This window comes from Gracilibacillus oryzae, assembly GCF_009498735.1.
Lineage (GTDB): Bacteria > Bacillota > Bacilli > Bacillales > Amphibacillaceae > Gracilibacillus > Gracilibacillus oryzae.
The window spans coordinates 35,507-50,738 of record NZ_ML762433.1 but is presented as its reverse complement, the minus strand read 5'-3'; the positions used below and the strand labels follow the sequence as shown (position 1 = coordinate 50,738).

Sequence of the window (15,232 nt, the reverse complement as noted above, 5' to 3'; positions counted from 1 at the left end):
GGAGGGATATGAATGAACATAATGAAGATGGTTCTATTGCTGATGAGTTTTATTTTCTTTATTATAGGGTGTTCTAATTCGGCCTCATCGACTTTGAGAGAAGACAATGAGCAAAATATATATCTTATTACACCTGGAGAGCCTTTGCAGGCAGCATTTACTGACGATCGATTACCTGGTATGAAAGGAATCGTAGAAAATGACCAGTTGCAATTGTTTATTGCAGAGGAAACAGGAAGTATAGCTATTCTTAATAAGAACAGCGGGAAAATCTGGCACAGTAATCCGCCTGAAAGAGAGACAGATACGATAGCTACTGGTGTAAACAAATCCTTATTATCTGCTCAAATGCAGATTGATTTTTATAATAAGTTTAATCAGTTAAACTCTATTAATACTTACTCTGATAGTGTTGCCCATAAGCAGTATAAATTCGAAATAATTCCTAATGGGATTAAAGTTTATTATCAATTTGGTAAGACTGAGAGATCGATAGATGACTTACCACTTATGATAAGCAAAGCCCGGTTTGATGAGTTATCAAGTAAGTTGGATAAAACAGGACAACGATCCATGATGATCGCTTATACAGAGAATCAAGAGACTTCAGCTTATGAAAGGAATGATAGCGCTCTAAATGGGCTTCAATTAGAGAAGGCCTTACAAGCGTTTGGCGATGCTGGTTATACGGAAGAAGACTTGCAACAGGATATGTCAGAATTGAACTTTACCCAGGAAAAATCCTCCACCCGTATCTTTCAAGCTGCTATCGAGTATACTCTGGATACGGATAGTCTCGTAGTAAATGTACCAGTTTCAAGCATTCATTACCCTGAAGACTACCCTGTCAATATGATCTCGCTTATGAATTTTTTTGGAGCAGGAGGGATGGAAGATCAAGGGTCACTGTTTGTCCCTGATGGATCTGGGGCTCTAATTCATTTTAACAATGGAAAAACAGAATATCCATCCTATCAGCAGTCAGTGTATGGAGTGGATTTAGCTCTAAAAGTTCCAGAATCTAACTCGATGGAACAGAAAGTAAGATTACCTGTATTTGGCCTTATTTATGAAAAAGACGCATTATTAGGAATCATTGAGAATGGGGCGTCAGTTGCTAATATTAATGCAGATATTAGTGGCAGATTAAACAGTTATAACTATGTTTACCCAAGTTTTTATGTGATTAACAAAGATGAGGTAACTTTACAGGCGAATGAACAAGAGCGTACTTTACCTAAGTTCCAAGATGTGCCAATGAATACAGATTATACAGTAAGGTATTTATTTTTAAATGGAGATAAGGCATCCTATACCGGAATGGCGAAATCGTATCAGGAATATCTGGTAAGCAGGAAGGAGTTACCACTTGTTCAAGAAGGAAATGAAACGCAAAATCTGCCATTTTATTTAGATCTTGTTGGTAGTATATCTAAACAAAAGCATTTTATGGGTGTTCCATACCGTTCAATAGAACCCTTAACTACATTTGATGAGGCGGAATATATTTTAAGTCAGTTACAGACACAAGAAATTGAAAATATAAATTTAAAGTTTTCAGGTTGGTTTAATGGAGGCATCAATCACAAACTGCCAGACGATATATCAGTTGAAAACACAATTGGTGGAAGTAGAGGGTTAAAAGAGTTTATAACTTTCACTCAAGAAAATAATATAAGCTTATACCCAGATGTTGCTCTTTTATCAGCATATTCAGGTTCTGGTTTCAATATAGAAGCAGAAGCATCAAGAACACTAAGAGGTGTTCCTGCAGCCGTATATCCAATAGATATTACGCTTGATCGAAGGGATAGAACAAAATCACCGTCTTATGTTATCTCTCCAAAATTAGTAGAAGAATATACCGAGGATATGCTTAGTGAGCTAGAGGAATATGAAACAGCGGGAATCTCACTTCGGGATTTAGCTGATCAACTAAATAGTGATTTTAGGGAAAACGAACAAATATATCGTTCTCAGTCCAAAGTTGTTTCAAGAAATACTTTTACCATGATTCAAGATAAAGGTTTAAAGATAATGGCGGAAGGCGGGAATGCTTATGCGCTGCCATACATTTCTAATCTTACCGATGCCCCGATGGGAAATAGTAGATTTAAACTGGAAGATGAAGAGGTGCCATTCTATCAAATGGTGATTCGTGGATATGTAGATTATACTGGGTTACCGTATAACCTTTCTACTTATACAAATATGAAAGAGTATGTTTTGAAATGTCTAGAGTATGGTTCAGGCGTTCATTTTAAATGGATCAATGCGTCTAATTACACCGTAAAAGATACGGAGTTTGATTATTTATACGCTGTAAATTATGAATCATGGTTAGAACAAGCGGTGGAAATCTACAATGAGGTTAACTCGATTCTTAAAAGTGTAGAAAATAAACAGATTAAGTCTCATGAAAAACTGAAAGATGGAGTATATAAAACAGTATACGATAACGATATGTTTGTAGTAGTGAATTACAATCAATCGTCAGTAACAATTGAAGGTAATACTATTGAACCAATGGGTTACGTGTCAGGAGGCGAGAAATGATGAAATAAATGCCAAAATTCAGCTTGACTCCCAAGTCATATGAAGGTCAAAAGGCCTTTTGGGGTGTAATCTTTGTGTTACCTTGGTTACTCGGCTTTGTATTCTTCTTTTTAATTCCGTTGTTAACATCATTAAAATTCAGCTTTAGTTCTATCCAAGCAAGTTCGGAAGGAATGAAGATAACATTTATTGGGTTTAAGAATTATGTTGAAGCTTTAACAGTTAACACAAATTTCAATAGAACTCTAGTTGAATCTATTATAAATATGATTGTAAATATACCATTAATCGTTATATTTAGTTTGTTTTTGGCTGTATTGCTTAATCAGAGGTTCTTTGGCAGGACTTTTGCTAGAGGTATTTTCTTTCTCCCAGTAATACTAGCATCTGGTGTTATTTTAAACTTGGAATCAACAAGCTTAGTACAAGCTGTAAATGAACAGAATGCAAATTCTGGTGGATTGGTTAACGCTTTTGGATCTTTTGAACTTGAAAGAATCATGATAAGGTCTGGTGTAAATGAAACAATTGTAGCCTATCTAACTGGTGCAGTTGATCGGATCTATCAAATCGTAAGTCAGTCAGGTGTTCAGATTCTGATTTTTCTTGCCGGAATCCAAACAGTATCACCTCAATTATACGAAGCAGCAAAGATGGAGGGTGCTACTGGTTATGAGGCTTTTTGGAAGATTACATTTCCATTAGTTAGTCCTCTTATTTTAGTAAATATGATTTATACTATTATTGACTCGTTTTCCAGAAGCCCAATAACTGAATTAGTTATGACAACGGGTTTTGACAACAGTGACTTTGGCCTAAGTTCTGCGATGGCTTGGCTTTATTTTATCGCAATAATGTTAGTCTTGGTTATTAGTACGTATTTCGTTTCTAGAAAAGTTTTTTATCAAGAATAGAGGAGGGATGTAGTATGTTAATGACACGATTACTATCTTTTGAGAACTGGAAGCGTTGGTTATGGTCAATTGTAAGATTTGTTTTAATTGCTGGGTTGTCGTTTGTAATTTTGTATCCAATTCTACAAAAAATAGCTACTGCAATTAAACATAAAAGTGACTTGTATTCTCCAATCGTCGTATGGATTCCAGAAAACTTCACATTAGAAAATTTTAAAAATGCTATTTCAATTATGGATTATTGGGAGACTTTACTTAATACATTTCTACTTTCAAGTACAACAACGATTTTAACTACTGCTTCTTGTGCACTTGCTGGCTATGCATTTGCCAGACTAAGTTTCAAAGGAAGTAAATTACTTTTCGCTGGTGTTATATTAACAATCTTAGTTCCGCCAACAACGATTCTAATTCCTATATATATGAATCTGAAGGATTTTACACTAATGGGTATAATTCCACTACTTACAGGAGATTCTGTAAATTTACTAAACTCTTATTGGCCATTTATTTTGACTTCCATTACAGCTAACTCTCTTAAAGCAGGATTATATATTTTTATATTCCGACAGTTCTTTAGAGGCATCCCAAAAGTTATTGAAGAAGCGGCATATATTGATGGAGCAGGTGTTGGAAAAACATTTTTACGTATCATGTTGCCAAATGCTATACCGGCGATAGTAACTGTAATGCTTTTCTCCTTTGTTTGGCAATGGAATGACAGTTTTTATACGACAACATACCTCACTTCAAGTAATGTAATGGCAACACAATTGTCTTCATTACCACACAACCTGTCAATTCAACTGGAAGGCGGGGTTGCAACAAATAAGGATCCATTCTATATGAGTATGGTACAGGATACGGGGATATTGCTAGCTATCTTGCCCCTTATTATCATCTATTTATTTGTTCAACGTTATTTCGTAGAAAGTATAGAACGTTCAGGGATTGTTGGATAGAATATGTTTACTAGAGCCTTGCGGATAAATTACATCCTCTATCTTCCGCAAGGCATTCTTATACTACGAGAATGGTACTTCTATGATTTTTCCTTCGTTTCCTGATTTTTAAATAAGGAGGCTGTCGTATGAACAGGCAGATTATTTTAACTAAGAGTAAGCGCTTAATGATAAAAATAATAATGGTATGTTCGATATTTTTCATTATCGGTTGCCAATCTACGGAAACATTAGTGAGAAATACTGAAAATCAGAACAGTGAAGAAGAAAATGAGTTAAATCACTCAAGTGAAAGTAATAGCAATAATACTAACGATCAGGTAACAGAAGACGCTGTAGAGTACGAGCATGATAGTATCGAAGAAACTCCTGTACCATCAGTGGAGGAAGATATACCATCTCTTGCCGCAGCTTATGCAGAGTATTTCCCTATAGGAGCGGCGGTAGAGCCGTTTCAAACCACTGGGCTAAAGTCTGAGCTTCTTAAAAAGCATGTCAATTATCTGGTGGCAGAGAATGTAATGAAGCCCGATGCTATTCATCCTTCTGAAGATAAATACAACTGGGAAAATACAGATAAGATTGTAGAGTTTGCTAAAATTAATGGGATGGAACTAAGATTTCATACATTGGTATGGCATACTCAAGTTGGTAATTGGTTTTTCACAGATGCTGAAGGTAAACCGATGGTGGATGAGACCGATCCAGTAAAACAGGAAGAGAACAAGAAATTACTACTAGATCGTTTAGATAGTCATGTTCGAACCATCGTAAGTCGATATAAGGATGATATAAAGTCATGGGACGTGGTAAATGAAGTAATTGAACCAGGAGATCCTGAAGGGATGCGGGCGAGTGAGTGGTACAAAATAGCTGGTCCAGACTTTATTGAAACAGCATTTCGAGCAGCACGTGAAGCAGGTGGCCCAAACATTAAACTTTATATTAATGACTATGGTACAGACAATCCAGCTAAACGTGACCATCTCTATAAGCTAGTAAAAGAATTAATGGACAAGGGAGTTCCTATTGATGGAGTTGGACATCAGACACATATTGATCTTTATGGACCAACTGTTACATCAGTCATTGAATCGATGCAAATGTTTAGTGACCTTGGACTTGATAATCTTGTAACTGAGTTAGATATGAGCATTTATGCTTGGGATGACCACAGTGATTATGGGGAGGAGATACCTGAAGAAATATTACAGAAGCAAGCAGAAAGATATCATGAATTATTTGAAGCATTTAAAGAAAACAAAGAAATTCTTAGCGGTGTTGTTTTTTGGGGTATTGCAGATGACCATACATGGCTTGACTCCTTTCCAATTGAACGAACGAATGCACCACTATTATTTGATAAACAGCTTCATGCAAAGCCAGCATTTTGGGGAGTTGTTGATCCATCAAAATTACCTTAATCTGGCTACGTCAATGCTATCATAAGTTTTTCGAAAATAAATTCACCTATTATTTACTAGGTGAATACCAAGTGATTAACAGGTTGTTGTCAGTATAAGATTGTGCTAAACTCACTCTAACTTTATATCAAATAAAATTAATTCAATAGAAAATAATTATATAGGAGGAATGCTTCCAATGGAAAATACGAAAAGTAACAACTATCCAAAGCTTTACCATGATTATAAGGAGCACTTTTTAATTGGTGCCGCGGTAAATCCTAAGACTATCATCAGTCAACATGAGTTAATCACACGCCATTTTAATAGTGTGACAGCAGAAAATGAAATGAAATTTTTGAGCTTCCATCCATCAGAAAATCAATACACATTTGACCAGGCGGATCAGTTAATCTCATTTGCAAAACAAAACGGTTTAAATGTAAGAGGGCATACACTTGTGTGGCACAATCAGACACCTGAATGGTTGTTTCATAGTCAAGATGGGAGCCTTGTTGATCGCGAGACACTTTTAGCTAGAATGAAAGATCACATTGATACTATAATAACTAGGTATAAGGGAGATATTTATGCCTGGGATGTGGTAAATGAGGTTATTTCTGATAAAGTTGGAGAGTTTCTTCGACCATCAAAATGGCTCGATATTGCTGGCGAGGAGTTTATTGAAAAAGCATTCCTATATGCGCATGAAGCAGATCCAGAGGCTTTGTTGTTCTATAATGATTATAACGAATCTGTTCCGGAAAAACGGGAAAAAATATATAAGTTAGTTAAATCACTAAAGTCTAAAGATGTTCCTATTCATGGAATTGGATTGCAGGCACATTGGAATTTGGAGACTCCATCTCTTGACCATATTCGCAAAGCAATTGAGAGATATGCAAGTCTTAACGTTCAGTTACATATTACGGAACTGGATGTATCCGTTTTCAATTATGAAGATAAACGAACTGATTTGAAATATCCAACAGAAGAGATGATGATTCGACAAGCGGAACGATACGAACAAATCTTTTATTTATTTAAGGACTATAGTGAATACATTACATCTGTTACCTTTTGGGGAGCAGCAGATGATTATACTTGGTTAGATAACTTTCCTGTTAGAAATAGAAAAAATTGGCCGTTTTTATTTGATATAGACCATAATCCGAAACAATCATACTGGAGAGTTTTGGATATCGCACGCTCGTAAATTTCAGTTAGATTGGAGGAATAATTAATGATGAACTCTATAACGATCAAGAATCCAATTGTTTGGGGGGATATTCCTGACCCAAGTGTAATTAGACATGAGGAAACATTTTACATGGTGAGTACTAGTATGCACTCGATGCCAGGGTGTCCTATTATGAAATCGCAGAACCTAAAGGATTGGGAAATTGTAAACTATGTGTTTGATACATTGGAGAATAACGACGCACATAATTTAATTGATGGAGAAAACATCTATGGAAAAGGTTCATGGGCAGCTAGCTTACGTTTTCACATTGATACGTTTTATGTTTGCTTTTCTAGTAATGATATGAATCAGACTTACATTTACCAGACGAAAGACTTGGAGAATGGGGAATGGGAGCGTTATGTCATTAAAGGTCTTCTTCATGATCCAAGTTTATTGTTTGAAAACGAATCTGTTTACGTTATTTATGGTAATGGGGAGATTTGGATTAAAGAATTAACAAACGATGCCAAAACCATAAAGCAAGACGGGATTAATCAAAAACTATTTGAGACTGAGCATGAAGGGATAGGATTAAGGTGTGAAGGGTGTCATGCATATAAGCTAAACGGTTACTATTATTTATTTTTTATCGAGTGGCCATCAAAGGGTAGCGCAAGAAGAAGACAGCTTTGCTATCGTTCAAAAGAGCTTCTTGGTCCATATGAACGTCGAGTAATTCTTGATGATGATGTGGGTTATCACAATAAAGGAGTTGCTCAAGGTGGGATAGTTGATTCACAGCAAGGAGAATGGTTTGCAATACTTTTTCAAGATCACGACGCTGTGGGAAGAATCCCCATTGTTGTACCCGTAACCTGGAAAGAACATTGGCCAGTTTTTGGTGTGGATGGAGCTGTGCCGGAAGAGTTTGAAGCACAATTACCGAAATCAGAGAGTCACTCTCTAGTAAAAAGTGATGAATTTAATAATTCAGAAAATAAACTTGCACTAAATTGGCAGTGGAATCATAATCCAGATAATACATTATGGTCATTAACTGATCGTCCAAATTATTTACGATTAAAGACAGGCTATTTAACCACAAGTGTAGCTGATGCTCGAAATACGTTAACACAACGGACGGAGGGGCCGTCATGTAGTGGAATAACTAAGTTGGATTTTAAGAGAATGAAGCCAGGTGATCGGGCTGGTCTGGTTGCACTTCAATATCACTACGGTTGGATTGGTATCCAAGTACAGAATAATAGTGAATACTACGTCTCCATGTGTGTTAATAATACTGACCGAACAGAAAATTTCATCGAATCTCTTCGTTATATGGCCGATCAAATATTTTTGAAGATCGATTTTAATTTTGAGGATAGTAAAGACACAGCTAATTTCTATTATTCTCCTGACGGGGAAAAGTGGATGCAGATTGGGCAGGAAGTGAAATTATATTATACATTGGATCATTTTATGGGTTGCAGGATGGGCCTATTTAATTATGCAACCAAACAAATTGGCGGTATTGCAGATTTTGATTATTTCCACTATATGTAAAATGATGCGATTAATGATCAACATCTTTATTAGTTGCTACAGTATACCGCAGATTATATAAGATATATTTGAAAGCAGAGATAGCAAAGATTATGAGTATAAGTATCATAAGCAAAATCTCGGAATCTTTTAAATAATTGGCCTGTGAAAAATAAGTTGAAAAAAATGTAATCTAATAGGATAATTAGGAATAATCACTTTTACTAAAATGAAATGGGGTTATTCATTTGTGGAAGTACGAATGGAATAAAGTGAGTTTTTTGCTTCTCTTCATAGTAAGTTCTCAGCTGTTAACAGGATGTGAAGATCAAAAGGATACAGGTACGAATGATTCCCAAACACCTGATAAATTAGAGAAAGCAGTTTATCAGCACGAAGGACTAACAAAATACAATCCACCAATAGAACTTCATTTGGTTAAAGAAACAGGACAGGGATTACGGGATCTCATCGACAATCTTCCTGGGGAAACGTTAGAAGATAACCGTTGGAGCAAGCTCTACAAGCAAGACCTGGGGATAGAAATTATATATGATTGGAAAGCCGAAGGAGATATTTATTACAGAAAATTGGGAAGTGTATTAGCGTCAGGAAACCTGCCAGATGTAGTAAAAGTAAATGCCCAGCAATTAAGACAACTGAATAATGCTGGATTAATTCAAGATTTATCTGAAGTTTATGACAAGTACGCTACACCATTTTCTAAAGAGATTATTAATCAGGAAGGCCCAGCGCCACTGGAAAGTGCGACAATTGACGAAAAGTTAATGGGTATCCCTAATATTCAATCCTCTCTTGATAGTGTAGAGTTTTTATGGATCCGTATGGATTGGCTGGATAACCTAGATCTCGGAAAACCGCAAAATATAGAAGACGTACTAACAATTTCGAAAGCGTTTACAGCAGAGGATCCGGACCAAAATGGCCAACATGATACACTAGGACTTTCGATAACCCAACATTTATGGGATCCAGTTATGGGTTTAACTGGGTTTATGGCCGGGTTTGAAGCTTATCCAAAGATTTGGATAGAGAATAACGATGGCCAACTTGTCTATGGCGGTATCCAGCCGGATGTTAAGGATGCATTGGAAGTACTCCAGGAAATGTATCGAGAAGGTCAGTTGGATAGTGAATTCTATCTAAAAGATGGTGATAGGGTTAAGGAACTAATTGCTGATGGAAAGATAGGGATGCTATACGGAGAACAATGGAGTTCATTTGTAATTGGATCAAGTCGAAATGGTGATCCAACTGTACAATGGCAAGCATTTCCGATTGTTTCTAATGGAGGAGAATTAGCAAAAGTTCCTTTAAAAGTTGATATGAATCAATTTTTTGTGGTGAGAGAAGGTTTTGAACACCCAGAAGCAGTCATTAAAATGATTAATTTACATTTAGAAAAAAATTGGGGTAAGACGGCTGAATACAATAAATATTACAGTAATCCATTTCCCGTATGGCAGCTCTCACCAATAACTCCTTACCCTGCCTTAAAAAATCTGGAGGCATATCGTCAACTCGAAAGAGCAAGGTTATCTGGAGATTATTCGAGATTAGAGGCTGAAGCAAATTCCATCCATAATTATATTACCAGTTACTTAACGCAGGGGGATGATTCTGGTTGGGGCTGGGAACGTAGTTATGGACCAGATGGAGCATTTGCTATATTAGATAGTTATGTAGAAAACAACCAGCTCTTACGTGATAGTTTTATCGGACCGCCAACAACCACTATGATAGAAAAGAAGACTATTCTTGATAATTATATGCATGATACTTTTGTGAATATCATTCTAGGAAATCCTATCGATGATTTTGATGATTTTGTAAATAAGTGGTACAACATGGGTGGTGCAAAATTAACGGAAGAAGTAAACCAGTGGTATACGGAAAATAACTAGATTAGCCAAAACTCTTGGGATTGAAGCATAATGGGGAGACGATTAAATGTATAACATTCCAGTTAATTCATTGCGAAAAACTATTTTTGTAAGGCTTCTTGGTATGTTTTTCATTTTAATCCTTCCAATTATTATACTAGGTATCTATTTATATAATTGGAGTTATAACAATGCAAGTCATGAGATTGCAAGAAATTCAATCAATCAATTAACTACATATTTAGAGGATTTAAATCGTGAAATTGAATGGTTGGAAATTCAGCAATATGATATCTTACAGGAAAGTAAATTAAAGGAAATAGCGTTCACATGGGATACAATGGATAATATTGAAAGAAAGTCAAGTGTACATGATATATTGCACAGGCTGACCTCAATTAAAAATACAAACACCTACATAAAAGATATTTTTATTCATATTCCTTCGATAGATAAAACAATCTCAGCAGTTAATGCTGTACAAGAATTTAAATACTCTCATTATGTTGAATTACTAAACTCAATGCAATCTAACAGAAGAAGAATAATGTTGCATGAGGATACATTATCAGTCAGAGCTTCTGCTATTAGTAATGATATTAATGGTGTGCACGATTTAGTTGTACAAATTGAATTAGATAAGCAAAAGATGAACAATGCGTTAGAATCAATGAACTTATATCCTGATAGTGCAACTTTTCTAATATCTGATAAGTTAGACTTATTGTTAGCTAGTGGTGATGAAATTAAATCTATCGAGCAGAAATATTTCAATGGAAAAAGTGAACTGATCGATAGGATAAATTTAGCGCAAACTGATGACTCCCAATATCAGATTAATCAAGTCTTTTCAGATGAGTTAGGCCTCTATGTTGTGTCCTATATTCCAAAAGAAACAGTTCGAAAGCCATTAACGAAATTTAGTAAATGGGCTTGGATGTTCGCACTTACTTCCATCATTGCAGTTTTTATCTATTCTTATGCTACATTTAAACTCGTACATGGCCCATTACTGCTCCTCGTCAAAGGGTTCAAAAGAATGGAAGAAGGTAATTTGGATAACCCAATTATGCATAATAAAGAAGATGAATTTGGTTTTCTATATGAACGCTATAATGAAATGTTGTTTAAATTGAAAAAACTGATTGATCAGGATTACAAGCAAAAATTAATGATGCAAAAAGCCGAGTTAAAACAATTACAGTCTCAAATCAATCCACACTTTTTATATAATAGTTTTTTTATATTAAATTCATTAGCTAAAACCGAAGATATTGATCGAATGGAATTGTTTACGAAAATGCTTGGGGAATATTTTAGGTTTATAACACGTAATGGAGAAAATAAAGTAACATTAAAAGAGGAAATAAAACACGCAAGAATGTACTCTGAAATTCAAAGTCTCAGATTTTCCAGGAGAATTCTTGTGGAATTCAATGATTTACCGATAGAAATGGAAGAGATTAAAGTACCAAAATTAATTTTACAACCAATTATTGAGAACGCTTACGAACATAGTCTTGAAAAAAAAGCGGAGGAAGGCTTGCTTCGTATAACTTTTGAAAGGGATAATGACGATATTTATATAATAATTGAGGATAACGGAAACAGGATTAGTGATGAAGAGATTAATGAATTAGGTCATCGTGTTGAAAATAAAGATGAACATCAGGAGCTGACCGGAATTATGAATATACATAAACGAATTGTTCTAACGTACGGAGAAGGTAGCGGGTTGATTTTCTCAAGAAGTGATTTGCAGGGCCTTAAGGTCATAATTCGGATGAAGTTAAAGGGAGCCGATTCGGATGTATAGACTTTTAATAGTAGATGATGAAGAAATTATAACAGACGGATTATATGAAGTATTTCATAATTACATACCGGAACAGTTAGATGTATGTAAAGCATATTCCGCACTAGAGGCGTTAGCTTGGATGAAGCGAACGAGAATAGATATAGTGCTTACTGATATCGCTATGCCAGGAATGAATGGGCTGGAGTTAATTGAACAAGTCCAGTCTTATTGGCCAAGATGTAAAGTGATCTTTCTAACCGGTCATAGTAAGTTTGAGTATACTTACCAGGCAATCCAAATGCAAAATGTCAGGTATTTGTTGAAAACAGAGGGCTACGATAAGGTAATGGATACGGTTAACGATGTGGTACATGAAATTCAGCAAACTAATATGGATAATTTGTTATTAGAGCAATCACGTGAGCAAATATATGTTTATCAATTTCTTGCACAGGGTGAATACTTTAGACATTTATTACAAAAGAAGCAAGATGTCAGTGTAGAAAGAGTTCTTATTGTAAATGAATTCAAGAAATTTAATATTAATTTAGATCCCGCAAGAGGTGTCCTTATGGTACTTGGATGTTTAAATTATCCCAGTGAGAAAACATATACTGAAAAAAGTGAGATTCTTTCTTCCCTTAGAACTAAATGGAATTATTACACACATGAAAAGCTAAATAGTATTGAGATTGTTGATAGATATGGTGATATCCTCTGGTTTATCCAACCTTTTAAGAATTCTGATGATAAATTAGATCAACATTTTCCGAAATATTTAGAGGGTACACTTGAACTTATACAAAAAGAATGTTTGAGCTCCCTCAATTTATCGATTACTTTCACATTAAGTGGAGAATTTTGTAAATGGGATAAGATAGCAGAGAATTATGAGCGATTACGTCGAACCCAACATTTAAAAGGAAGTCAAAGTGTTCCAGCTATTTTGTGGGTTAATCAAGACTTAAGAGAAGAAGATCCTAAGCTGGATCAGCTCATTCCAAGTTATAAAATGGAAACAATGAGTACCCACCTTGAAGCTAATCGCGGTAAAGAATTCTTGAATGACTTAGACGAATTGGTTAATTTAGAGTTGTTTAATGGGAGTGCCCATGGAATGATGGAAACGTATTACTCTGTAGCTCTAGTAATATACTCACACATTAACCGACTAGGCTGGTATGACAGGATAAAAAACTCTGAATTGCTGTTGCGACTTGACGATCATTCTTCCATACATGACGCATTTCAATATTTAAGGCAAACAGCTGAAGAAATTGTCATGATTATCCGGGAAGATGAAAGAGATAGAGCCTCTCAAATAATTGAATGCATATGCAATTACATTGAAAAAAACCTTGGTGAGGATCTATCTTTGGTCCGTCTTGCAGAGGTTCATTACTTTAATCCTTCATACCTTTCATACTTCTTTAAACAAGAAAAAGGTATTAACTTATCTGAATATATAGAGAAATGCCGAATAAGGAAAGCTAAAGAATTACTCAGAAGAAGAGATTTGAAAATAAGAGAAGTGGGTAATTCAGTTGGTTATACCTCTGCACATTCATTCACCCGATTCTTTAAAAAAGTCAGTGGGCTTACTCCTAAAGAATACCGGGAGACAATTTTTTAAATTAAACCTAAAGGATGATTCAACTTGAAGCAATAGTTGAATCATCCTTTTTCTCATTAATAACACTTGATACTTTTATAAAAGTTCGATTGCATATTTTGTGTATTATATAGGCTGTGGGAGCAAATACCATACATGCCATAATTGGTACGACCGCAACAATTAGACTAACGGTAACGAGAAGAATAATGGACAACAATGTCGAAGGATAATACATGATGGAAAACATGAAGGAGTTTTTTATTAAGTCTCTTAATGTTAACTCATAGCGAATCATTAAGGGGAATAAGAATATACCCATAAAACTTACGGATATCCCAACTAAAAATAAAAGAGACAAAACGAGTATACTCATAGAATGATCAAGTTCTCCCAAGATACTTAAATCTATAAAGAAAATAATAACAAAAATGATGAAGCCTATTCCTAAGATAAAACTTTTTGTAAAGTGTAATCTGAAATATTGAAAGAAGTGCTTCAATAAATTGATTTCTTTTTTTAAGGTCCAGTCTCTTACAACACTAAACATAGCAGCTGTTGCAGGGAATAGTGTAAATACAGGGATAGAGACAACCAGCCATATTAAGTTCAATAAGATAAAATTTGTAATGGTCTCAAGTGTGGTATACAGTTTTGAATTTATCAAAATGTTTAGATCTCCTTATCATTATTATGTTTACGCTTTCATAAAAGAGGTGAAGTAAAACAGTTTTTATAAATTATAGCATACATAATCAGCTTTAACAAGAATTTCAATAACTACCATTCTAGTATATTGACTAATTATATTGAAGGATTTATAATTAGTATAACGATTAAACAAAGTGTTTTCATCAATTACCAATATTTTTTTACTAACATACTAGTTACACATGAGTGATTGATCTTGTAAGCACTTACTTCAAGGGGAAGGGAGACCAGTAATGGAAGGAGTCGAAAAAAACACAGGATCCAAAATTTCAATTATAGCTGAATGAATCGATTGCGATTTTCAGAGAGAATGGAAAAGAGATTGATATGGTTTACTCAATCGGTGGAGGAGCAAAAAATAAAGATTGGCTTCAAATGCAGGCAGATATTTTTAATGCGAAAATTGTCCGCCTAAAGACGGAGCAAGGACCTGGTATGGGTGCTGCAATGCTGGCGGCTTATGGGTCTGGCTGGTTTGGATCACTAAAAGAATGCGCAGATGCTTTCTTAGAAGATGCGGAAACATATCATCCTATTAATGAAAACGTGGATAAATATGAAAAGTTATTTGTAATGTATCGCGAGATTTATAAGCAAACAAAACCATTAAATGAAAAACTGATGTCATTTAGAAAATAACAGCA

At 35.1% G+C, this 15,232-nt stretch carries 10 protein-coding genes and 1 pseudogene; 10 read left to right on the top strand and 1 reads right to left on the bottom strand.

Annotated elements, in window-relative coordinates; translation table 11 throughout:
- Positions 1-12 precede the first annotated feature (12 nt).
- From F9U64_RS13515 to F9U64_RS13475, 9 genes are all read left to right on the top strand, one after another.
- Positions 13-2,556, top strand: a complete 2,544-nt coding sequence (locus F9U64_RS13515; protein ID WP_153404484.1) for a DUF5696 domain-containing protein — start codon at positions 13-15, stop codon at positions 2,554-2,556.
- Between the two features lie 8 nt (positions 2,557-2,564).
- Positions 2,565-3,470, top strand: a complete 906-nt coding sequence (locus tag F9U64_RS13510; RefSeq protein ID WP_153404481.1) for a carbohydrate ABC transporter permease — start codon at positions 2,565-2,567, stop codon at positions 3,468-3,470.
- A 14-nt stretch (positions 3,471-3,484) separates the two neighbouring features.
- Positions 3,485-4,432, top strand: coding sequence for a carbohydrate ABC transporter permease (locus F9U64_RS13505; RefSeq protein ID WP_153404478.1), 948 nt, complete (start codon positions 3,485-3,487; stop codon positions 4,430-4,432).
- A 128-nt stretch (positions 4,433-4,560) separates the two neighbouring features.
- Entirely contained in the window at positions 4,561-5,856 is a 1,296-nt protein-coding gene (locus F9U64_RS13500; protein WP_228275718.1) for an endo-1,4-beta-xylanase, read from the top strand.
- Positions 5,857-6,034: 178 nt separating this feature from the next.
- Complete coding sequence (locus tag F9U64_RS13495; protein ID WP_153404475.1) at positions 6,035-7,051, top strand: endo-1,4-beta-xylanase; 1,017 nt, start codon at positions 6,035-6,037, stop codon at positions 7,049-7,051.
- A 30-nt stretch (positions 7,052-7,081) separates the two neighbouring features.
- Positions 7,082-8,584 carry a glycoside hydrolase family 43 protein gene (locus F9U64_RS13490; protein ID WP_153404650.1) on the top strand — a complete coding sequence of 501 codons (1,503 nt, stop codon included), beginning with the start codon at positions 7,082-7,084 and terminating at the stop codon, positions 8,582-8,584.
- A 227-nt stretch (positions 8,585-8,811) separates the two neighbouring features.
- On the top strand, positions 8,812-10,488 hold the full coding sequence (locus tag F9U64_RS13485; RefSeq protein ID WP_228275717.1) for an extracellular solute-binding protein: 1,677 nt from the start codon (positions 8,812-8,814) through the stop codon (positions 10,486-10,488).
- Positions 10,489-10,534: 46 nt separating this feature from the next.
- A complete protein-coding gene (locus F9U64_RS13480) occupies positions 10,535-12,283 on the top strand; it encodes a sensor histidine kinase (RefSeq protein ID WP_153404473.1) in 1,749 nt (582 codons plus the stop codon).
- Positions 12,276-13,898, top strand: coding sequence for a response regulator (locus F9U64_RS13475; RefSeq protein ID WP_153404469.1), 1,623 nt, complete (start codon positions 12,276-12,278; stop codon positions 13,896-13,898). The genes F9U64_RS13480 and F9U64_RS13475 overlap by 8 nt, the downstream gene beginning before the upstream one ends.
- Before the next feature lie 19 nt (positions 13,899-13,917).
- Here F9U64_RS13475 and F9U64_RS13470 read toward each other — a convergent pair whose 3' ends face one another.
- Complete coding sequence (locus F9U64_RS13470) at positions 13,918-14,544, bottom strand: YesL family protein (RefSeq protein ID WP_194287374.1); 627 nt, start codon at positions 14,542-14,544, stop codon at positions 13,918-13,920.
- Positions 14,545-14,867: 323 nt separating this feature from the next.
- Here F9U64_RS13470 and F9U64_RS13465 point away from each other — a divergent pair.
- Positions 14,868-15,227 (top strand): annotated as a pseudogene (locus tag F9U64_RS13465) (FGGY-family carbohydrate kinase); the annotation flags it as partial.
- Positions 15,228-15,232 lie beyond the last annotated feature (5 nt).

Bases quoted from the DNA above. Each gene is read 5' to 3' on its own strand.
- F9U64_RS13495 (WP_153404475.1), top strand. From the start codon at position 6,035: ATGGAAAATACGAAAAGTAACAACTATCCAAAGCTTTACCATGATTAT.
- F9U64_RS13490 (WP_153404650.1), top strand. From the start codon at position 7,082: ATGAACTCTATAACGATCAAGAATCCAATTGTTTGGGGGGATATTCCT.
- F9U64_RS13480 (WP_153404473.1), top strand. From the start codon at position 10,535: ATGTATAACATTCCAGTTAATTCATTGCGAAAAACTATTTTTGTAAGG.
- F9U64_RS13475 (WP_153404469.1), top strand. From the start codon at position 12,276: ATGTATAGACTTTTAATAGTAGATGATGAAGAAATTATAACAGACGGA.
- F9U64_RS13515 (WP_153404484.1), top strand. From the start codon at position 13: ATGAACATAATGAAGATGGTTCTATTGCTGATGAGTTTTATTTTCTTT.
- F9U64_RS13505 (WP_153404478.1), top strand. From the start codon at position 3,485: ATGTTAATGACACGATTACTATCTTTTGAGAACTGGAAGCGTTGGTTA.
- F9U64_RS13510 (WP_153404481.1), top strand. From the start codon at position 2,565: ATGCCAAAATTCAGCTTGACTCCCAAGTCATATGAAGGTCAAAAGGCC.
- F9U64_RS13500 (WP_228275718.1), top strand. From the start codon at position 4,561: ATGAACAGGCAGATTATTTTAACTAAGAGTAAGCGCTTAATGATAAAA.